The organism is Streptomyces sp. N50 (assembly GCF_033335955.1).
Taxonomy (GTDB): Bacteria; Actinomycetota; Actinomycetes; order Streptomycetales; family Streptomycetaceae; genus Streptomyces.
In genome coordinates, this window is record NZ_CP137549.1 from 1,219,456 (window position 1) to 1,239,192 (window position 19,737).

Annotated in this window: 17 protein-coding genes and 2 pseudogenes; 6 read left to right on the forward strand and 13 right to left on the reverse strand. The window is 71.7% G+C overall.

The window, feature by feature from the left end:
- Positions 1 to 197: 197 nt before the first annotated feature.
- From R2B38_RS05015 to R2B38_RS05025, 3 genes are all read right to left on the reverse strand, one after another.
- On the reverse strand, positions 198 to 593 hold the full coding sequence (locus R2B38_RS05015; protein WP_318015149.1) for a hypothetical protein: 396 nt from the start codon (positions 591 to 593) through the stop codon (positions 198 to 200).
- A gap of 15 nt (positions 594 to 608) precedes the next feature.
- Positions 609 to 1,103: a GNAT family N-acetyltransferase gene (locus R2B38_RS05020; protein ID WP_411978559.1), complete on the reverse strand. Its 495-nt coding sequence runs from the start codon at positions 1,101 to 1,103 to the stop codon at positions 609 to 611.
- Positions 1,104 to 1,211: 108 nt separating this feature from the next.
- Positions 1,212 to 2,654, reverse strand: a complete 1,443-nt coding sequence (locus tag R2B38_RS05025; protein ID WP_318015150.1) for a GuaB1 family IMP dehydrogenase-related protein — start codon at positions 2,652 to 2,654, stop codon at positions 1,212 to 1,214.
- Between the two features lie 205 nt (positions 2,655 to 2,859).
- On the opposite strand from R2B38_RS05025, the gene R2B38_RS05030 reads away from it, so the two are divergent.
- Complete coding sequence (locus R2B38_RS05030; RefSeq protein ID WP_318015151.1) at positions 2,860 to 4,488, forward strand: LPXTG cell wall anchor domain-containing protein; 1,629 nt, start codon at positions 2,860 to 2,862, stop codon at positions 4,486 to 4,488.
- A gap of 12 nt (positions 4,489 to 4,500) precedes the next feature.
- On the opposite strand, the gene R2B38_RS05035 is transcribed toward R2B38_RS05030, so the two are convergent.
- The 5 genes from R2B38_RS05035 to rpe form a co-directional block, all read right to left on the reverse strand.
- Positions 4,501 to 5,112, reverse strand: coding sequence for a hypothetical protein (locus R2B38_RS05035; RefSeq protein ID WP_318015152.1), 612 nt, complete (start codon positions 5,110 to 5,112; stop codon positions 4,501 to 4,503).
- A gap of 35 nt (positions 5,113 to 5,147) precedes the next feature.
- Entirely contained in the window at positions 5,148 to 5,465 is a 318-nt protein-coding gene (locus R2B38_RS05040; RefSeq protein WP_318015153.1) for a barstar family protein, read from the reverse strand.
- On the reverse strand, positions 5,462 to 5,848 hold the full coding sequence (locus R2B38_RS05045; protein ID WP_318015154.1) for a ribonuclease: 387 nt from the start codon (positions 5,846 to 5,848) through the stop codon (positions 5,462 to 5,464). The genes R2B38_RS05040 and R2B38_RS05045 overlap by 4 nt, the downstream gene beginning before the upstream one ends.
- Before the next feature lie 50 nt (positions 5,849 to 5,898).
- The gene (locus tag R2B38_RS05050) at positions 5,899 to 6,945 is read right to left on the reverse strand and encodes a sugar-binding transcriptional regulator (protein WP_019059715.1); all 1,047 of its coding nucleotides are present in this window, start codon (positions 6,943 to 6,945) and stop codon (positions 5,899 to 5,901) included.
- Positions 6,946 to 7,023: 78 nt separating this feature from the next.
- Positions 7,024 to 7,710 (reverse strand): ribulose-phosphate 3-epimerase, encoded by a 687-nt coding sequence (gene rpe / locus R2B38_RS05055; protein WP_033282305.1) that lies wholly within the window; start codon positions 7,708 to 7,710, stop codon positions 7,024 to 7,026.
- Between the two features lie 378 nt (positions 7,711 to 8,088).
- Here rpe and R2B38_RS05060 point away from each other — a divergent pair, with 378 nt between their 5' ends.
- Both R2B38_RS05060 and R2B38_RS05065 read left to right on the forward strand, forming a co-directional pair.
- The gene (locus R2B38_RS05060; RefSeq protein ID WP_318015155.1) at positions 8,089 to 9,261 is read left to right on the forward strand and encodes an alpha-hydroxy-acid oxidizing protein; all 1,173 of its coding nucleotides are present in this window, start codon (positions 8,089 to 8,091) and stop codon (positions 9,259 to 9,261) included.
- 197 nt (positions 9,262 to 9,458) lie between these two features.
- Positions 9,459 to 9,734, forward strand: a complete 276-nt coding sequence (locus R2B38_RS05065; RefSeq protein ID WP_318015156.1) for a hypothetical protein — start codon at positions 9,459 to 9,461, stop codon at positions 9,732 to 9,734.
- Between the two features lie 62 nt (positions 9,735 to 9,796).
- Here the strand turns inward: R2B38_RS05065 and R2B38_RS05070 are convergent.
- Both R2B38_RS05070 and fmt read right to left on the reverse strand, forming a co-directional pair.
- Positions 9,797 to 11,214: pseudogene (locus tag R2B38_RS05070) on the reverse strand (RsmB/NOP family class I SAM-dependent RNA methyltransferase).
- Between the two features lie 317 nt (positions 11,215 to 11,531).
- On the reverse strand, positions 11,532 to 12,476 hold the full coding sequence (fmt, locus tag R2B38_RS05075) for a methionyl-tRNA formyltransferase (RefSeq protein ID WP_318015157.1): 945 nt from the start codon (positions 12,474 to 12,476) through the stop codon (positions 11,532 to 11,534).
- A 331-nt stretch (positions 12,477 to 12,807) separates the two neighbouring features.
- Between fmt and R2B38_RS05080 the strand changes: the two genes are divergently transcribed.
- Positions 12,808 to 13,377: a hypothetical protein gene (locus R2B38_RS05080; RefSeq protein WP_033282301.1), complete on the forward strand. Its 570-nt coding sequence runs from the start codon at positions 12,808 to 12,810 to the stop codon at positions 13,375 to 13,377.
- 291 nt (positions 13,378 to 13,668) lie between these two features.
- Here the strand turns inward: R2B38_RS05080 and R2B38_RS05085 are convergent.
- Both R2B38_RS05085 and R2B38_RS05090 read right to left on the reverse strand, forming a co-directional pair.
- Positions 13,669 to 15,819 (reverse strand): annotated as a pseudogene (locus R2B38_RS05085) (primosomal protein N').
- Positions 15,820 to 15,880: 61 nt separating this feature from the next.
- On the reverse strand, positions 15,881 to 16,411 hold the full coding sequence (locus R2B38_RS05090) for a TetR/AcrR family transcriptional regulator (protein ID WP_318015158.1): 531 nt from the start codon (positions 16,409 to 16,411) through the stop codon (positions 15,881 to 15,883).
- Positions 16,412 to 16,479: 68 nt separating this feature from the next.
- Here R2B38_RS05090 and R2B38_RS05095 point away from each other — a divergent pair, with 68 nt between their 5' ends.
- Entirely contained in the window at positions 16,480 to 17,394 is a 915-nt protein-coding gene (locus R2B38_RS05095; protein WP_318015159.1) for an ABC transporter ATP-binding protein, read from the forward strand.
- Positions 17,384 to 18,136 carry an ABC transporter permease gene (locus tag R2B38_RS05100; protein ID WP_318015160.1) on the forward strand — a complete coding sequence of 251 codons (753 nt, stop codon included), beginning with the start codon at positions 17,384 to 17,386 and terminating at the stop codon, positions 18,134 to 18,136. The genes R2B38_RS05095 and R2B38_RS05100 overlap by 11 nt, the downstream gene beginning before the upstream one ends.
- A gap of 223 nt (positions 18,137 to 18,359) precedes the next feature.
- Here R2B38_RS05100 and metK read toward each other — a convergent pair whose 3' ends face one another.
- The gene (gene metK, locus R2B38_RS05105; RefSeq protein ID WP_033282296.1) at positions 18,360 to 19,568 is read right to left on the reverse strand and encodes a methionine adenosyltransferase; all 1,209 of its coding nucleotides are present in this window, start codon (positions 19,566 to 19,568) and stop codon (positions 18,360 to 18,362) included.
- Positions 19,569 to 19,737 lie beyond the last annotated feature (169 nt).

A 19,737-nucleotide genomic window follows, 5' to 3' on the forward strand; every position in this document is an offset into this window, starting at 1 on the left:
GAGAGGGCCGCCGAGCGGAGGTCCTGCCGCGCGCTGGGTACAGCGCTCGACCTTACGAGGCCGCGCGTCCCGGCCGTAATGCGGCAACCTTGCGCGTCTCCGCAAGATCGTTGCGTTCGTGGGACGCGGGTGTTGATTCGTTGCGTGGTCGGTTTCGAGCGTTGCGCGATGGCCTCGATCGTCGGATTACGCCCTGGTCAGCCCTCGTCCGGCTCCCCCGCGAGGGCCCGTGCCGCGGCCAGATCCTCCTCGTCGAACCCGATCCGGCCTGGCTGTCCGAACACCTCCGCCTGCGCGTCGATCCACCGCGTGTGCGCCTCCCAGGCAGCCTGCTTGCTCATCCCCAGCGCGGCCCCGATCTGCGTCCAGGAGGCACCGGCCTCGCGGGCCGCGCGGACGGTGAGCTGACGGCCGTAGGCGGCCTTGCGGGCGACGACCTCGGTCAGGGCGAGCAGTTCCAGCGTCTCGGACCGGTCGAGCGCCTCGGCGTCGCTGCCGAAGCCGGCGAGGGACTCGCGGGTGCGGAGGTGGTCGAGGCGGGCTACCGCGGTGAGGAGGGTGTGCTCGGGTTCGATGCTCTGGGGTGTGGTCATGGGTGCAGCGTCGCGTCAAGGCCGCTTGACGTCAAGAGGGCCTGACGACAGCTCCTTGACCAGGAACACACAGGGGTCGGCATGCTCGTGCCGCACGCCCTCGGCGTCGAGGTGCGCGTGACGGTCGACGTACGTGACCGTGGGCCGGTAGCCGAGCCGCGCGTACAGCGCTGCGGCACGCGGGTTGCCGTCGCCGACGCCCAGGCCCATGACGTCGATGCCGCGCAGGCGAGCCAGCCGCTCGGCCTCGCGGACCAGGGCGGCACCGACACCCCGCGAGCGGAGCGCCTGCGGCCAGACGAACAGGCCGTTGATCTCCGGGCAGCCCGCCGGCACCTCGGGCGCCGCGCACCCCGTCCAACGGACCTCCGCGTGCCCGACGGGACGACCGTCGAGCCAGGGGATCAGATAGGTGCTCTCCCCGGCCTCCTGCCGCGCGAACCCGGGCCCGGTGGTTGCCGTCGACGCTGTACGACGGCAGGAGGCGGTCCAGTACGGCGATGTCCTCAGCCCTGCACACGGCTATCTCCATGCCCCGACGGTAGGACCCCGGACACGCCGACGGCCCCCGAATATCCCGGGCGCCGGGACAACAGGGGCCGAACAGAAGGGAGTTCGTCAGCTCCAGCTGGCGTGCAGGGGCTTGCCCTCCGCGTAGCCCGCCGCGCTCTGGATGCCGACGATCGCGCGGTCGGCGAACTCCTCCAGGGAGGCGGCGCCGGCGTAGGTGCAGGAGGAGCGGACGCCCGCGATGATCGAGTCGATCAGGTCCTCGACGCCCGGGCGGGCCGGGTCGAGGAACATGCGGGAGGTGGAGATGCCCTCCTCGAACAGCGCCTTGCGGGCGCGGTCGTAGGCCGACTCGTCCGACGTGCGGTTGCGCACCGCGCGGGCGGACGCCATGCCGAACGACTCCTTGTAGAGGCGCCCGTTGGCGTCCTGCTGGAGGTCGCCCGGCGACTCGTACGTGCCCGCGAACCACGAGCCGATCATCACGTTCGACGCGCCGGCCGCGAGGGCCATGGCGACATCGCGCGGGTGGCGGACACCGCCGTCGGCCCACACGTGCTTGCCGTACTTCTTGGCCTCGGCGGCGCACTCCATGACGGCGGAGAACTGCGGTCGGCCGACGCCGGTCATCATGCGCGTGGTGCACATCGCGCCGGGTCCGACGCCGACCTTGATGATGTCGGCGCCCGCCTCGATGAGGTCCTTGACGCCCTCGGCGGCGACGATGTTGCCCGCCACGATCGGGACCTGCGGATCGAGGGCCCGCACCTGCCGGATCGCGCTGATCATCGACTCCTGGTGGCCGTGCGCCGTATCGATGACGAGCGTGTCCACGCCCGCGTCCAGCAGCTGCTTGGCCTTCTGCACGAAGTCGCCGTTGATGCCGACGGCGGCGGCGATGCGCAGCTTGCCGTCCGCGTCCACGGCCGGCGAGTACAGCGTGGCGCGCAGCGCGCCCTTGCGGGTGAGGATGCCGGCGAGCCTGCCGTCCTGGTCGACGGCGGGCGCGTAGCGGCGGTTGGCCGCGTCCAGCTTGTTGAACGCCTCGCGCGGGTCGATGTCCGCGTCGAGCAGCAGCAGGTCACGGGACATGACCTCGCCGAGCTGCGTGAAGCGGTCCACCCCGGTCAGGTCGGCGTCGGTGACGACACCGACCGGGCGCTGCGCCTCGTCCACGACGACACCCGCGTTGTGCGCGCGCTTGGGCAGCAGGGCCAGCGCGTCGGCGACGGTCTGGTGCGGGGCCAGCCGGATCGGGGTGTCCAGCACGAGGTGGCGGCTCTTCACCCAGGACACGACCTCGGTGACGACCTCGATCGGGATGTCCTGCGGGATGACGACGAGCCCGCCGCGCCGGGCCAGCGTCTCGGCCATGCGGCGCCCGGCGATGGCGGTCATGTTGGCGACGACCAGCGGGATGGTGGCGCCCGTGCCGTCCGGGGAGCTGAGGTCCACGCCCTGACGCGATCCGACCGCGCTGCGGCGCGGCACCATGAAGACGTCGTCGTACGTCAGGTCGTACGGGGGCTGGATGTCGTTGAGGAAACGCACGTGCCGCACATCCCAGTCGATCAGAGGTGGTCCCCGGACAGGTCAGCCAGGGGGAGGAGCACGTACTTCATTGTCCCATGTCGGGCGTCATGCCATGCCTCGGATCATCGTCCAGGCAGGTCGACGGCCTCCCTGGAGGAACGCCCAAACGAATCCGTGATTCACATGGGGGCAACCTTCGGGACACCTCACGTATCGAACGGGCATGACTTCCCATCGCACGGTGCTGGGGACGGCGCTGGCCGCCGTGGTGCTCGCCCTCGCACCAGGATCCGCGGCCCTGGCCGCCAGTCCCTCCCCCCTGCCGACGCAGTCCTACGCCGTGATCGACGCGGACAAGCAGCTCAACGTGGGGGCGTCCGCGCAGTCGGTCCACGTGGGCTGGACGTTCTACGACGGCGGGGCGAACGTTCCCCTGCAGACGAACGAGACCCTCGTCATCGATGCCCGGGACCTGTCCGGCATCGCCAGCGTCACGGTCGACGACGCGAGGTGCACGGCCGCCGGGCAGGTCTTCACCTGCGTCAACAAGGACGTCGCCCAGCCGCCGTACGTCGACTTCACCGTGCGGGCGGACCCGGGCGCCGCGGTCGGCGCCACCGGCACACTCAAGTACGCCGTCAGCGCGGACCACGGCACCGGTGCCACCGCGGAGGCGAAGGTGGTCGTCGGCGTCCCGGACCTGGTCGTCGGCAAGGTCCCGGACGTGACGCACGCCAAGCTCGGATCCCGGATCGAGCTTCCGCTCCGGCTGCGCAACACCGGCGACCTGGCCACGGACCGCCGCATCATGCTGCGCTGGGAGGAGGTGGGCGGGCTGGTCTTCGACCGGAAGTTCTCCAACTGCGCCTACGGCGACGGCGACGACCCCGTCGAACCCGGCAGCCAGGCGTCCGTCACCTGCATCTTCACGGCCCCCGTCGCCGCGGGCGCCACCGTCGAGCTGAGCAGCCCGCTGACCGCGACGGTCGGCAAGCACGTCCTGACCGCCGTGACCGACTACTCGGCCGAGCTCCTGAAGCCCGGCGTGGACCCAGGTGGCGGCGTCCACCAGGGCACCGGGCCCGCGCTCACCCTGGTGCCCGCGTCCGGTGCGGGAGACGGCTTCGAGAGCGGTGCCACGGGCCAGGTCCGCGTCTCGGCCGACAGCTCCGCGGACCTCGCGGCCACCGCCGCGGTGACACCCCGCGGTACGGCCGGCCAGTGGACCCTGACCCTCAACGCCGTGAACCACGGCCCGGCCTCCGCGTACGGCGTCGGCAACAAGGCCGTCGCCCTGCTCGACGTGGTCCTGCCCAAGGGCACGGTCGCGACCGGCAACGCCTTCGAGGAGGGGGAGGACGGCCCCTACGGCGAGTGCTTCCTCTGGGTCAGCGACACGAAGACGGCCCCCTTCGCCGCGGGCCACCGGCACTACGTCTGCCCCGTGCCGCGCGGTGTCGCCGCCGGGAAGAGCCAGCTGTTCGTGCTGTGGGTGAAGCCCGCCAAGGACTACACGGACGCCAAGGGCACGGCGACCGTACGCCCCGGCCCGGCGGGCATCGCCCTCCATGACCGGAACACCGCCAACGACAGCGTGACGTTCGCCTTCGACAAGGCGGCCGCGTCACCGACGTCGAGCACGTCCGCGTCCTCGCCCACGTCCGGCACGTCCCTCACCCCGGGAGCGTCGGGCGGTACGTCGGCCACACCGACCGCGACGGCCGCGCCCGGCGGCACGCTGCCGCACACGGGCACGGGCCCCATGGCCCTCATCGCCGGCGCGGCGGGCGGGGCCGTGGTGCTGGGCTCGGCGGCCCTGCTCGTCGCCCGCCGCAGGCGTAACTCCCGCTGATTAAAAGGCAGTTCAGTACAGGAAGCGATGCAAGGGAGCCGACTCGGTGAGCAGCATCGTGAGCCGGTGGGCGAGGCGCTGCCATGCCTCGTCCTGCCCGTAGCTGAGTCTCACGTCCTCGCCGCCGGCCGCCTCGATCGCCGCGAAGAGGGTGGCCGTGTCGGCGTCGGGCGTGAGATCCACCAGGGAGAGCACCCGCGCCAGCGCGCCGACCAGGCCGACGGCGGTCTTCTCAGGGGTCAGGACGGTGCCGCGAACGGTGGCCACTACGCCGGACGGGTCGGGCAGATCGGGCGGGGCCACGAGGAGTCCGGACAGCTCGCGCAGCAGCGCGTACAGCAAGTCCGTGTCCTCCGTGGGCAGTTCGACGATGCGCAGACCCTCGTGCTCCCAACGGCCGTTCGGCGACCACACCTTGGGCCCCCGCGCCACCGCGTCGGCCAGTGTCTCCCGCACCCGCCGGAAGACGGCGAGCCCGTCCGCGAACAGCGGGTGCCCACCCGCTCCCCCGACGATCTCGGCCAGGGGCGCCAGCAAGTGCTCTTCCACCCGGTCGCACTGCGCTTCGAGGTCCGGGTCCACGACCACGAGACGAACCGACGTGCGCTGCTCCTGTTGCTCCATACCGAACACTCTGCCAGCCGCCTCGGACAATCGGGCTAGCGCCCGCTCCCGCCCAGCGCGAGCACGACGGAAAGCTCCGGCGTCGCGTCGACCGCGTCCCCGAAGACACCGACGGCGATCTCCCACTCGTCGGGCCGCGCCTTGGCGTACGGCTGCCAGTTCCGTACGACGACCAGCAGCCCCCGCTCCACCGCGCCCTCGGGCCACACGGTGTGGTCGCCGAGGCTGTCGGCGAGGGCGTCCCAGTTCCGGCCGAACCAGTCGGGCAGGGACAGCGCACGGGCACAGCGGTCCATCAAGCCGGCCTTGTCCGTGACCCCGTCGAGGTCGAGCGTGACCGCGAGCTCCGTCATCTCAGTACCGTCCTGAACGACTTGTAGTGATCATCGGTGTAGTAGATCTCGCCGTCCTGCCCGGTGACAATGCGCCGGGCCCCGCGATCGCGCGAGCCCGGCGTCCTGACGGTGTATTCGTGGTAGTAGCCGCGCTTTTGCTGGGGCAGCAGCTTCTCGTAGTTCCCGAAGACGACCCCGTCCTTGGCGTACGGGAAGGGTCCGCCCTTGTCGATGAGAGCGACGGTCTGCCGTGCCTCGGCGGGGAGTTGGGAGAGCTTGACGCTACTCGCGTCGGTACCGCTGGTGGCCGTGGAGGAACAGCCGACCGGCAGCAGTACGGCCAGGCAGACGAGAAGAACCCGGCAGGCGAGAAGCACTCGGGGGACGAACCGCAGCAGCATGCGCCCGATGCTGCCACGGCCGTCCCCTCAAGGCCTGTTGTCCGGGTCCGTCAGATCCCGTCGGGGTCCGTCCGGCTGAGCGCCGACTTCGGCGGTGAGCCGGCCGTCATCAGGTAGTCGGCCGCCGCGGTGTCCGTCACCAGGCTGGTGACCAGACCGGACCGCAGCACCGCGTCGATCGCCGCCGCCTTCCGCTGCCCGCCCGCGATCGCGACGACCTCGGGGATACGGCGCAACTGGTCCGCCTTGACGGTGATGCACCGCTCGCCCAGGTCCCGGCCGACCCGGCGGCCCTCGGCGTCGAAGAGGTGCGCGGACGTCTCGGCGGCGACACCGAAGGACGAGTAGTGCGCCCGCTCCTCGTCGCTGAGCATGTCGTAGACCGTCGAGATGCCCGGCTCCCACGAGCCGATGGAGACGCAGGCGACCGTGACCTTGTCGAAGTACTCGAAGGCCCGGGCGATCCCCGTCTGGTGGCGCAACGCTTCTGCGGTGGCCGCGTCCGGCAGCAGCATCGGCGCGTAGATGGGGTGGGCGTCGCCGCCCGACACCTGCGCGGCCCGCCGTACGGCCTCGACCGAGCCGCGCTCGGCGGTCCCGGCGTCGTACACGCCCGTCAGCTGGACCACCGTGCAGGGCGGCAGCCGGTCGAGGGCGGCCGCCATGTGGATGGTGGACCGGCCCCAGGCCAGGCCGAGCACATCGCCCTCGTTGACCAGCTCGCCGAGCAGGTCGGCCGCGACCTCCCCGAGGTTCTCGGGATCGGGCGACTCCTCGCTGACCTCGGCCGGGGACTCGACCACGACGGCGTGCCTCAGGCCGTACCGGGCACGCAGCGCGTCCGAGCGCTCCGCGTCCAGTTCGGCCGGTACTCGGATCTCGATCCGTACGAGATCCCGTTCGAGAGCGGTCTCCAGGACCCGGGCCACCTTGAAGCGGCTGACGCCGAACTCCTCCGCGATCTGGATCTTGGACTTGCCCTCGAGGTAGAAGCGGCGGGCCATGGCCGCCGCCTGCACCAGCTCTGCGGGTCCCATCCGCATGGCTGACCGGCCCGCCGACATACCCGACACGGCGATCTCCTCACTGCTGTTCACACTCTGGATTCGCCGTTCATCCTCGCAGATCCGGCGCACTTGATCAGCCTTGATGGCCGCCGTTCACATACCTGCCGCTCAGTGGTCGCACGCCCAGGATGCCTTGCCGGTGGCCCCCTCCGCCTGCGTGCGCAGTGCACGTACCGCCGCGGCCGGGTCGGATGCCCCGTAGACCGCCGAACCGGCGACGAACACGTCCGCGCCCGCGTCCGCGCAGCGCTCGATCGTCGCGGCCGAAACTCCCCCGTCGACCTGCAGCCACAGCTCCAGTCCGTGCTTCTTGATCAGCTCCCGGGTACGGCGGATCTTCGGCAGCATGATGTCGAGGAACGACTGGCCACCGAAGCCCGGCTCCACGGTCATGATCAGCAGCATGTCGAGTTCGGGGAGCAGATCCTCGTACGGCTCGATCGGCGTCGCGGGCTTCAGCGCCATGGACGCGCGCGCTCCCTTGGCCCGAATCTCACGGGCCAGCCGCACCGGCGCACCGGCCGCCTCGACGTGGAAGGTGACGGAGGAGGCACCCGCCTCGACGTACTGCGGTGCCCAGCGATCGGCGTCCTCGATCATCAGATGGCAGTCCAGCGGGGTGTCCGTCGCCCGCGCCAGCGACTCTACGACCGGCACGCCGAGGGTGAGGTTCGGGACGAAGTGGTTGTCCATGACGTCCACGTGGAGCCAGTCGGCTCCTTCTACCGCCTTCGCCTCTTCGGCCAGGCGGGCGAAGTCGGCGGACAGGATGCTGGGGTTGATCTGCACGGGCATGCCCCAAGCCTGCCATGCCCTCCGGGGGTTGGCCGCATCGGTCCGTTGTGGATGCGCCCGGTTTTCGGGTGCCGGTCGAGTGTGGCTGATCGCGCCCCGCGGCGGAGCCGCACATCGACACTGCCCCGCGCCCCTTACCGGCGTTGCACTGGACGGGGTGGAAACAGTGGCCGTTCCGGTGAGTGGACTGAGGCGTGACCCCGTGCCCAGGGCGGATCCGTGCTCGGGGCACGTCACGCGTGGAGGAGCCCAGGGCGTCAGGGAGCTGCCGGTCCGGCCGGCCCCCGCGACACCCTCCGCCTGACCCGGGGTGCGAGAATCCTGCACTTCACCGGCTTTCAGCAGCGGGCAGGGCACCTCAGCGCAGAGGGAGATGGCATGGGCACGGGACAGCCGTTCGGCTCCTACCAGAACGAGATCTACCTGAACGGGCTCGGCGGCATCGTGCCGTCCTACCCCATGGCCTTCGCGGAGCTGGAGGACCGGGCGAGCTCCGCGCTGCCGCCCTCCGTGTGGTCGTACGTCGCGGGCGGCGCCGGAGACGAACGCACCCAGCGCGCCAACGTCACCGCCTTCGACCACTGGGGCCTGGTCCCCCGCATGTTCGTCGGCGCAGCCGAACGCGACCTGTCCGTCGACCTGTTCGGGATGCGGCTGCCCTCCCCCGTCTTCATGGCCCCGATCGGCGTCATCGGCCTCTGCGCCCAGGACGGCCACGGCGACCTGGCGACCGCGAGGGCCGCCGCGCGCACCGGAGTTCCGATGGTCGCCTCCACGCTGACGGTCGACCCGCTGGAGAAGGTGGCAGGCGAGTTCGGCGACACACCGGGCCTGTTCCAGCTCTACACCCCCACCGACAAGGACCTCGCCGCGAGCCTCGTCCAGCGCGCGGAACAGGCGGGCTACAAGGGCATCGTGGTCACCCTGGACACCTGGGTCACCGGCTGGCGCCCCCGCGACCTGTCCACCGCCAACTTCCCCCAGCTGCGCGGCCATTGCCTCGCCAACTACACCAGCGACCCGGTCTTCCGCGCCCGCCTCCCCCGCACCCCGGAGGAGGACCCCCAGTCCGCGGTCCTCCTCTGGACCCAGCTCTTCGGCAACCCCCTCACCTGGGACGACCTCCCCTGGCTACGGTCCCTCACCGACCTCCCCCTGATCGTCAAGGGCATCTGCCACCCCGAGGACGTACGCCGCGCGAAGGACGGAGGCGTGGACGGCATCTACTGCTCCAACCACGGCGGCCGCCAGGCCAACGGCGGCCTCCCCGCCCTGGACGCGCTCCCCGCCGTGGTCGAGGCGGCGGACGGCCTCCCGGTCCTGTTCGACTCCGGCATCCGCAGCGGCGCCGACATCGTCAAGGCCATCGCCCTGGGCGCCACCGCCGTAGGAATCGGCCGCCCCTACGCCTACGGCCTCGCCCTCGGCGGCACGGACGGCATCATCCACGTCCTCCGCTCCCTCCTCGCGGAGGCCGACCTGATCATGGCGGTCGACGGCTACCCGACCCTTGCCGACCTCACGCGGGAGGGGCTTCAGCGCGTGGGGTGACGACGACGGGGGCGCGAGCGGGCCGACGCGGTTCGCCAGCTGAAGACAGTCCGCGATGCCTGTTCGGTCACGGTGTGAAAACGGCGGCGGGGTGGGTGGCGGTAGTTGGCGGTGGTGGTTGGCGGCTGGCGGTGGCGGCTGGCGGTGGCGGCTGGGGTGCCAGACGTCGGCGTGCCAGGCGGCGGACAGCGGTTGGCATGCCGAACGCTCGCCTGACGGCGGACGGCGTGCCGGCCGGACTGCGGTTGGCAGTTGGCAGTTGGCGGTTGGCGCGCCAGACGGCCGACTGCCAGCAGACGACATGCCGCGCCACCGCGCCACCGCGCCACCGCGCCACCGCGCCACCGCGCCACCGCGCCACCGCGCCACCGCGCCACCGCGCCACCGCGCCACCGGCATGGCCCTACACCACCCGGGCGTTCGACAGCCGCCCCCAGCTCACCGAGCCGCCGCTCAGCCGACGGCCCCCGTAGGACGTCGTCACCTACGACGACCGGCCGGCCCTCCGAGGCCCAGCCCCCGTGCGGCCGTCAGGTCACCCGGTGCGGCGGATCAGCGCCAGATACATCGCGTCGGTCCCGTGCAGGTGCGGCCACAGCTGGACGTCGGGACCCGCGCCGAGTGCCGGGACGTCGGGCAGGAGCGGGCGGGCGTCGATCAGTTCGGTGTGCGGGTACTGCTTGAGGATGTCGTCGACGACGGCCCGGGTCTCGGCGAGGTGCGGTGAGCAGGTCGCGTAACCGACGACCCCACCGACGCGCACGGATTCGAGCGCGGTACCCAACAGGTCACGTTGCAGGGGCGCGAAGCCTTCGAGGTCCTCGGGGCGGCGCCGCCAACGGGCCTCGGGGCGACGGCGCAGGGCACCGAGCCCCGTACACGGCACATCCATCAGGACGCGGTCGAAGCTCCCGGGACGCCACGGCGGCCGGGTCCCGTCGGCGGCGATGACCTGGTACGGCCCCGGGTTCCCGGCAAGGGACTTCGCCACCAGCCCTGCCCGGTGCGGCGCCTTCTCGGAGGCGAGGAGCATCGCCCCGCGCTCGGCGGCCACGGCGGCGAGCAGCGCGGCCTTGCCACCGGGCCCGGCGCACCCGTCGAGCCATTTCTCGTCCGGCCCGTCGAGGGGCGCGTTGGCCAGCGCGAGGGCGACCAGCTGACTGCCCTCGTCCTGCACCCCCGCACGCCCTTCCTTCACCGCTTCCACGGCCCCGGCTCCCCGCCCTCGCTGAGCCGCACGGCGTACGGCGACCAGCGCCCCGGCACCGCGGCCTCCTCGCGGAGCAGCTCCTCGGTGGTGGACCGGCCGGGCCGCGCGACCAGGGTCACCTCGGGCCGTTCGTTGTCGGCCTCCAACAGGTCCTCGATACCGGCGCGGCCGCCGCCGAGCGAGTCCCACAGCGCGGAGACGACCCAGCGCGGGTGCGAGTGCACGATGGCGAGGTTGTCCTCGGGGTCGTCGTCGTAGGGCGGCGCGACCCGTTCGATCCAGGTGTCGAGGTCGTCCTGCGCGACCTTCCGCAGCACGGCGTTGACGAACTTGGCCCGCCCGTCGCCGAGAACGACCCGGGCGAGTTCGACGGAGGCGGACACGGCGGCGTGCGTCGGGATCCGCGTCCCGAGCAACTGGTGCACGCCAAGGCTGAGCACATCCAGCACCGGCGGGTCGACCTCACGCAGCGGCCGGTCGACGCACGAGGCGATGATCGCGTCGTAGGTCCCCTGCTTGCGCAGCGTCCCGTACACCAGCTCGGTCGCGAGCGCGGCGTCCCGGGCGTCGAAGTCGCCCTTCTCGCGCGCCTTCCGCAGCAGCGGCGGCAGGACGAGGTTGGCGTACGCGTCCCGCTCGTCCACGGCCCTCAGCGCCTCGAAGGCGAGGAAACGGACGGGGTCCTTCTGCGGCCGGCGGTAGGGCTTGCCGGGCTTACGGGGTCGCGGGGACTGCTCGCTCACGAAAAAGGTGCTCCGGATTTCTGGCTGAGATGTGCACCCAGCGTACGTCGCACTGCCGTGGGTGTGCGCGGGTGTGGGGTGCGTGGGGTGCGTGGGGTGGGGGGTACCGGGGTGGGGGGCGGGTGCGGGTGCGTCGTGGCTGGTCGCGCAGTTCCCCGCGCCCCTTGGGAGGGCATGCTGGGGCGGGGTGCGGTGGGTGCCGGAAGTCCCACAATCCCCGCAGGTACCCAGAAGCCCCGCCGGCAGCCGGCCTCGGAGGCCCCCCGGTACCCCTGTACCCAGTACCCAGGTATCCGGAAGCCCCAAGCGGCGGGTGTCTAAGAAGCCCCGAGCGCCCCCACGCTCTCCCCCGCCCCGATCCGCGCCCCGCGCGCCCAGTCCGCCGCGCGCATCGGCTTCTTGCCCTGCGCCTGCACCCACAGCAGCTCGACGGCGTACGAACCGGTGCCCACGTACACGTTGTTCTTGCCGACGGCCAGCGCCCCGGGCGCGAGGTCGGTCCGCTCGGGCACGGGAACGGCCTGGATGAGCTTGAGCCGCTCACCGCGGAACACCGTCCAGGCACCCGGGGCCGGGGTGCACCCGCGCACCACCCGGTCCACCCGCAGCGCCGGAGCCGCCCAATCCACCTGCGCGTCCTCGACGTTGATCTTCGGGGCGAGGGTGATGCCCTCGTTTGGCTGCGGTACGGCCTTCAGCGTGCCGTCCTCGATGCCGTCCATGGTCGCCGCGAGCAGCCCCGAGCCGGCGAACGCGAGCCGGGTGAGCAGGTCGCCGCTGGTGTCGGTGGGGCGGATCTCCTCGGTGACGGTGCCGTAGACCGGCCCGGAGTCGAGTCCCTCCTCGATCAGGAAGGTGGAGGCGCCGGTGATCTCGTCGCCGGACATGATGGAGTGCTGCACGGGGGCGGCGCCGCGCCAGGCGGGGAGCAGCGAGAAGTGCAGGTTGACCCAGCCGTGGGCGGGGATGTCGAGGGCGACGCGGGGCAGCAGGGCGCCGTAGGCGACGACGGGACAGCAGTCGGGCGCGATCTCCCGCAACCGCTCCAGGAACTCCGGGTCGCGCGGCTTCACGGGCTTCAGCACCTCGATGCCCGCCTCCTCGGCCCGCTCGGCGACGGGACTCGCCACCAGCCTGCGCCCACGCCCGGCCGGCGCGTCGGGCCGCGTGACGACGGCGGCCACCTCATGCCGCCCGGAGGCGATCAGGGCGTCCAGGGCGGGAACGGCGACCTCGGGGGTACCGGCGAAGACGAGCTTCATGGGAGGGTTCGGGCCTCTCGGGCGGAGGGTGGGCGGGCAGCGCACCAGTCTATGGCGCACCCCGGCACGACCGCCCGGCGGCTCACACCCGTCAACTCCCCTCCATTCCCGTCCGTTCCCGTCCGTTCCCGTCCGTTCCCCTCCGTCAACTCACCGACAACGCACCGGCGCCCGCAGCGCACACCGGTTCGGCGGGGGCGTACGCATATGCCCCTACGCCCCCTTCGCGTGACCAGCGGAGCGCACAGGCGTTGGTCAAGAAAGAGTTGACCTCCTTGGGCCGCATTCGCGTGGCCCGATCCTTTTCAACGCCGGTTCGAGAGGCTTGTTCATGGCCGACCACGCAACCCACGACGCCCAGGCTCGGGCCAGCCTGCACTTGCTGGTGCGGGACATCGAGCGGGTCCGCCGGCAGGTGGACGCACTGCGCACGCTCACCGCCCAGCTGGGCAACGTCTACCGCCCGCGCCGCTCCGGCCCGTCCACGGGCTTCGTCGTCTACGGACGCGCTCCCGCCCCGACGGTCCGTCTCGCGCAGGAGCTGCGGGACAGTGTCGAGACCCTGGTCACGGCCGCCGTGGACTTCGACCGCTCACTCGGCTTCTCGTGGGACGCGGTGGGCTCGGCCCTTGGTGTCACCAAGCAGGCCGTCCACCGCCGCTACGGCGCCCGCCGCGCCGCGACCCAGGCCGCGGCCGACGCCGAACGCACGACGGAGGCGGCGACGACCCGCCCGGTGGGTGTGAACACGGGCCTCCCCACGATGCCCGCCATGCCCACGATGCCGACCCTCCCCACGGTCCCCGCGGCCCGCTCCATGCCGACCCAGCCCACAGCAGGCAGCCCCACCCTCCGAGACGAGGCCAGGCCCACGGCTTTCCCGGGCCCCCGCAACGGCTGACCCCACCCGAACCCCACCTGCCTCCCGGCCCAAACCCGGGAGGCAGCGGCATGCAATAACCACTTCGCCCGCACTGCGGACCACACCACGCACGGCCACCCGCCAACGACAAGAACCCCCGCGACAAGGCCCACACCTCAACCAGCCGTGAACGCCGGGATCACAGACGCGCGCACATCCGACAGCCGCCAACGGCGAGAACCCCGACGGCAAACGTCCACCTCTCAACGAGCGGTGAACGGGCGGTGCGCGGGTGGGAGACACCCCAAGGCCGAAGGCCGAGGGGCCGGCTCACCCAATATCCGGCGGATCAACCCGCACCCGCACCACATCCCCCCCACCCCGAGCCATCCGAGCAGCCTGCGCGGCCTTCAACGCCGCAGCCAACGCCCCCCATTCCCCGGCCGCACCCGAATCAACGCCCGCACCCACTCCTCCCCGACAGGCGGATCCCCCACCCGCCGAGCCCGCCCCGCCGAAGCAACCGGCACCACCATCGGAACGGGCCCCAACACCTCAGCATCAGAAGGCAGTTCAACGGCAGCAAGAAACTCCGCGACACCGCCCGCACTCCCCGCCACCGCAGCCATCCGAGAAACCGGCGGAAACCCCAACTCCCCCCGCTCCGCAAGCTCCCGCACCGCATGCCCGACGGGATCCCACCGCACCAACGCCTGCACAGGCCGCAAGGTAGGTTCCGCAACGACAACCACGGTCCCCCCGACCCCCTGCGCCCGCACCAGCGAACCCGCCGCGATCCACCGCCGCAACGCATCCTCCCCGGCCCGCAGATCAGGCCGCCCCAGCATCGCCCACCCATCCAGCAACAAGGCCGCCGCATACCCCCCTTCGGCAACCGGCTCGGCCCCCGGCGTACTCACGACCAACGCGGGCGACCCCGGCACGGTGTCCAGCACCTGCTCCCGCCCCGACGTCCGCACCGGCACCGCGGGAAACGCCCGCCCCAACTCCTCCGCGGTCCGCCGCGCCCCCACGATCTGCGCCCGCAACCGGAACCCCCCGCACTCAGGACAGTGCCAGGAGTTCTCCTCGACCCCGCACCACCCACAGCGCAGCACCCCCGCGTCCTGCCCCTCCAACGGCCCGGCACAATGCCGACACCGCGCGGCGGCCCGACACTGCGCACAAGCCATCCGCGGCACATACCCCCGCCGAGGCACCTGCACCAGCACGGGCCCGTGCTTCAACCCCTCCCGCACCGCCTGCCAGGCCAGCGTAGGCAACCGCGCGGCCCGAGCCGCCTCGTCCCGCGCCAGGTCCCCGTCCCCCACGGTCCGTACGAGCGGCGCGGCCACCCGCACCTGGTCCCGCGACGCGACCAACGGCCGGGCCCACCCGCTCTCCACAAGCTGCGCCGCCTCCACGGTGCAACTCCAACTCCCCAGCAGAAACCCGCACTTGTCCAACGCGGCCCGCAACAGCAACACGTCCCGCGCATGCGGCTGCGGGGCATGCGGCTCACTGTGACTCCCGTCCCCGTCGTCCCAGATCGCGACAAGCCCCAGATCCTGAACGGGAGCGAACATCGCGGCCCGCGTCCCGACCACCGCACGCACGGCCCCCCGCCGCACGGCCAGCCACTGCCGATACCGCTTCTCGGGCCCGGCATCGGCGGTGAGCACCGCATGCCGCCCCTCCCCAGCAGCGCGGTCAACGCGGCATCGACCCGCCCGGCGGCCCGCCCGTCCGGCACGACGACGAGCGCCCCCGCCCCGAGGCGAGCGTCGCGGCGACGGCCCGAGCGATCTCCTCACTCCACTCGGGCCCAGGCAGCGCGTTCCACACAGCCCGAGGCGCACCCCCGGAGGCCAGCGCCTCCAGGAACCCGGCCCCCCGCTCGTACCGCCCCCAGGACCCCACCTCGGGCACCTCGGGCGGCGGCAACGGCGCAGGCGAAGGCTTCTGCTCGGCCCGAGCACTGCGCGGCGGCACAGCCAGCTGCAGCACATCGGCAAGACTCCCGGCGTACCGATCGGCAACGGCTCGGGCAAGCCCCAGAAGCTCCGCACTCAGCACAGGCTCCGGCGACACGACCTGCGCCAGCGCGGCAAGCGGCCCGGAGTAATCGGACGCGGCCAGCCGCTCGACGAGAAACCCGTCGATCAGCCCCCCGCCCTCACGCCGCCCGTCCCGCACCCGATGCCGCCCGGCCCCGAACCTGACCCGCACCCGCACCCCGGGCTGCGCATCGGCGTCGAGCTCCTCAGGCACCGCATAGTCGAAGTACCGATCAAGATGCAGCACGCCTTTGTCGACCAACACCCGCGCGACCGGCAGCTCCCCGGCGAGCGCGGCCCCCCGCCACGTCCGCGGCTTGGCCTTCGGCCCCTTCGCCTGCCGCACACTCTCCCGAATCAGCGCAAGCTGCTCAGGCGGCGCGCCCTCCGCCCCACCGTCCCGTTCCCCGTCCTCGCTGCTCACGCTTGCATTCTTACCAAACGCCACTGACAACGGCCGACCGCCGGCGTAGGCACTCGACCTTCTAGCCCTCGGCCAGGAGCCTGCCGATGAGCTCTTCCGCGAAGGCCATGTCCGCGTCCGGATCACCGTCCCGGAACCGCCCCCCGGCCTCCGAGGCGGCGAACCCGAGCATGAACGTCGACAACAACCGCTCGGCCCGCGGAATCCCCTCCTCCTGAAGACCGGCGGCGCGCAGGGCACCGTAGACCGCGTTGCGAGGCCCGACGGCCTCGGGTGTGACCGCGGGCCGCTGGAAGAGCAGCAGAAATAGATCAGGATGGCGGCGGGCCGCGGCTCGCATGCTGTGGGCGAGCGCGCGCAGTTGCTCACGCCAGTCGGCTCCAGGTCCAGGCACCTCGATCTCCAGCAACAGCCGCTCCACGAGCCCGTCGAGGAGTCCCTGCTTGTCGCCGACGTGCCGGTAGAGCGTCATCGGGTTGACATCCAGCTCCTGCGCGACGGCCCGCATCGTGACGGCCGACAGCCCTTTCCGGGTCGCCAACTCCCAGGTCACGTCCAGCACTTGATCACGACTGATCCGCCGTGGCGTCACTTGACATCCTCCCTCGAAGCTACGTATACACAGTATACGTATACGTTGTATATATCGAGGGAGCGACCATGCTGACCGTCAACGGCCTGCGCAAACGATGGGGACCCGTCCAGGCCCTCGACGGCTTCGACCTGCACATAGAACCCGGCGAGATCTGCGGCCTGATCGGCCACAACGGCGCCGGCAAAACCACCTTCGCCCGCATAGTCGCCGGCCTGGAGCGCCCGGACACGGGCACGGTCCACGCGGCCGGCCTGAACCTCGCCACCGCCCCACGCTCCACCCGCCGCCTGATCGGCCTGGCCCCCCAGGAACTGGCCCTCTACCCGACCGCCACCCTCCGCGAGAACCTCCGCCTCTACGGCGGCCTCGCGGGCCTGCGCCGCACCGAACTCCGCGCCGAACTGGCCTCCGTAGCCGAGGAGTTGCTCCTCACCGACCTACTCGACCGCCCCGTCGCGACGCTCTCCGGCGGCCAGCAGCGCCGCGCCCAGGCAGCCACCGTCCTCCTCCCCCGCCCCCGCGTGCTGCTGCTCGACGAACCCACCGTCGGCGCCGACCCCACCACCCGCGAAGCGCTGCTACGACTCGTCAGGACCCGCGCCGACGAAGGCGCCGCGATCTGCTACACCACGCACTACCTACCGGAGTTGGAGCACCTGGACGCCACACTCGCGGTCGCCGCGTCCGGCCGGGTGATCGCCCGCGGCAACCGCGCCGACCTCCTGGACGGCCTGCCCGGCGAGGTCACCGTGACGTTCAACGGCCCCGTACCCGGGCACCTGGCACAGCCCTCGACCGCCCCCGGCGAACTGCGCCTCAGCACCACGGACCCGGCACAGGAACTGGCCCGAATCCTCCGGGACTTGGGCCCCGACACCACCCGGGTCCGCTCGGCCACGATCCGCGAACCCTCGCTGGACGACCTCTACCGCGGCCTGGCCACCGGCCAACTCCCCACGGAGACCCACGATGCGGCCTGAACTCACGTCAACCACGGCCCGCGAGACCTGTGTCATGACCCGCCACACGCTCGTCCTCCTCATCAGGGACCCGGGAACCCCAGTCGCCTACACCGTCATGTCCCTGGTGCTGCTGAGCGTGCTCCACCCGGTGTACGACCGCTTGGCCACCCCCGGCGCAGCGGGCATCGTGCAGGCCGCTCCGGGCATCGCGGTGATGTTCACCCTGCTGGCCCTGGACGTGGCAGGCCAACTCCTGCTCTCCGAACGCACTTGGCACACCTGGGACCGCCTACGCTCCGGCCCGGCGTCCCCTTCCGCGATCCTGGCCGGAAAAGCGGCCCCCTTGATCACGCTCTTCCTGCTCCAGCAGGCCATCCTCTTCCTCTTCGCGACCGCGGCCTTCGGCTTCCCTCTCACCGCCGGCACCTGGCGCCTCCCCCTGCTGGCCCTCCTCTGGGCGGCCTGCGTCACGTCCTGCGGCCTGGCACTCGGCGTACACGCCCGCACCCAGGGCCAGTTGGCCGCCGCCTCCGACATCGGCGCCCTCACGATCACCTGCCTCAGCGGCTGCCTGGTCCCCCTCACCGTCCTCCCCCACTGGGTTTCCACGGTCGCCCCCGCAACCCCGGGCTACTGGGCCCTCCACAGCTTCCAGTCAGCCGTCACCGGCAACACCCAGGCCTACGCCCACTCGACGGCGGTCATCGCAGCCATCACAGCCGCGGCACTCCTCGTCACGGCCCGCGGCATCCGCCACTGACCCACCCGAACAGCCCCCGCCAACCGCCGACTTACGACCGGACCTGGCCGGCCGTGGACGAGATCAGGCGCCGCTTCGAACCCGAGCGGGCGGCACAGGCGGACGACGGACCGGACGGCTCTACTCCGCCCTCGGACAACGAGCCCTCGCCCTGGCACATCACCGAGGCCCGGCTCCCCCAAGGGAAACCGGGCCTCGCAGAACCTGACGAACGACGCGGAACCTACAGCCCCGCGGCCTTGCGCAGCGCGTCCACGCGGTCGGTGTTCTCCCACGTGAAATCGGGAATCTCACGGCCGAAGTGGCCGTACGCGGCGGTCTGGGCGTAGATCGGGCGCAGCAGGTCCAGGTCGCGGATGATCGCGGCCGGACGCAGGTCGAAGACCTCGTCGATCGCCTTCTCGATCCGGTCCGTGTCGACCTTCTCCGTGCCGAACGTCTCGACGAACAGACCCACCGGCTCGGCCTTGCCGATCGCGTACGCGACCTGTACCTCGCAGCGCGAGGCGAGGCCCGCGGCGACGACGTTCTTGGCGACCCAGCGCATCGCGTACGCCGCCGAACGGTCCACCTTGGACGGGTCCTTGCCCGAGAACGCGCCACCGCCGTGACGGGCCATGCCGCCGTACGTGTCGATGATGATCTTGCGGCCGGTCAGGCCGGCGTCGCCCATCGGGCCGCCGATCTCGAAGCGGCCGGTGGGGTTCACGAGCAGGCGGTAGCCGTCGGTGTCGAGCTTGATGCCCTCTTCGACGAGCGCCTTCAGCTCGGCCTCGACCACGAACTCGCGGATGTCGGGGGCGAGCAGCGACTCCAGGTCGATGTCGGACGCGTGCTGCGAGGAGACGACGACCGTGTCGAGACGGACGGCCTTGTCGCCGTCGTACTCGATGGTGACCTGGGTCTTGCCGTCGGGGCGCAGGTACGGGATCGTCCCGTTCTTGCGGACCTCCGAGAGGCGCTTCGACAGGCGGTGCGCCAGGAAGATCGGGAGCGGCATCAGCGTCGGCGTCTCGTCCGTCGCGTAGCCGAACATCAGGCCCTGGTCGCCCGCGCCCTGCTTGTCGAGCTCGTCCTCATCGCCCTCGACACGGTTCTCGTACGCCGTGTCGACACCCTGCGCGATGTCCGGGGACTGCGCGCCGATGGACACCGACACGCCGCAGGAAGCGCCGTCGAAGCCCTTCTTGGAGGAGTCGTAGCCGATCTCGAGGATCTTGTCGCGGACGAGCTGCGCGATGGGCGCGTAGGTCTTGGTGGTGACCTCGCCGGCCACGTGCACCAGGCCGGTCGTGATCAGCGTCTCGACGGCGACCCGGGAGGTCGGGTCCTCCGCCAGAAGCGCGTCGAGAATGGTGTCGCTGATCTGGTCAGCGATCTTGTCGGGGTGACCTTCGGTCACGGACTCCGAGGTGAAAAGGCGACGGGACACAACGCTCCCTGAGGTTGCAGCGGCTGCTGGCTGATCATTGGCGGACGGACGGGAGCTGCGCCCGACATCGTCCGAGAACAGTTTATCGGTCGCGGTCGACAGACGGTCCACCTGTCTCGCCTCTCGGGAAACGCTGTGACCTGCGGCACGCGCATTTTGCCGAATGCCG